Origin of the sequence: Paenibacillus rhizoplanae (genome assembly GCF_042684125.1) — a bacterium.
GTDB lineage: Bacteria > Bacillota > Bacilli > Paenibacillales > Paenibacillaceae > Paenibacillus_AQ > Paenibacillus_AQ rhizoplanae.
Map to the genome: position 1 here is coordinate 1 of NZ_JBHUKY010000107.1, position 560 is coordinate 560.

Sequence of the window (560 nt, forward strand, 5' to 3'; positions counted from 1 at the left end):
CCGTAATCCGCTATGAGCGATGGGGTGACGCAGGAGGGTAGTGACGCGGACTGATGGATATGTCCGTCTAAGCAGTGAGGCTGGTGTGTAGGCAAATCCGCACATCGTAAGGCCAGGCTGTGATGGGGAGCGAAAATTACAGTAGCGAAGGTCATGATCTCACACTGCCAAGAAAAGCCTCTAGCCAGGAGAAGGTGCCCGTACCGCAAACCGACACAGGTAGGCGAGAAGAGAATTCTAAGGCGCGCGGAAGAACTCTCGTTAAGGAACTCGGCAAAATGACCTCGTAACTTCGGGAGAAGAGGTGCCTCGGTAGGGTGAATAGCCCGAGGGGGCCGCAGTGAAAAGGCCCAAGCGACTGTTTAGCAAAAACACAGGTCTGTGCGAAGCCGTAAGGCGAAGTATACGGGCTGACGCCTGCCCGGTGCTGGAAGGTTAAGGGGAGTGGTTAGGAGTAATCCGAAGCTGTGAACCGAAGCCCCAGTAAACGGCGGCCGTAACTATAACGGTCCTAAGGTAGCGAAATTCCTTGTCAGGTAAATTCTGACCCGCACGAATGG

At 54.6% G+C, this 560-nt stretch carries 1 rRNA gene; it reads left to right on the top strand.

The annotated features are described in order from the left end of the window. Positions 1 to 560: ribosomal RNA gene (locus ACFSX3_RS32205) — 23S ribosomal RNA — on the top strand; the annotation flags it as partial.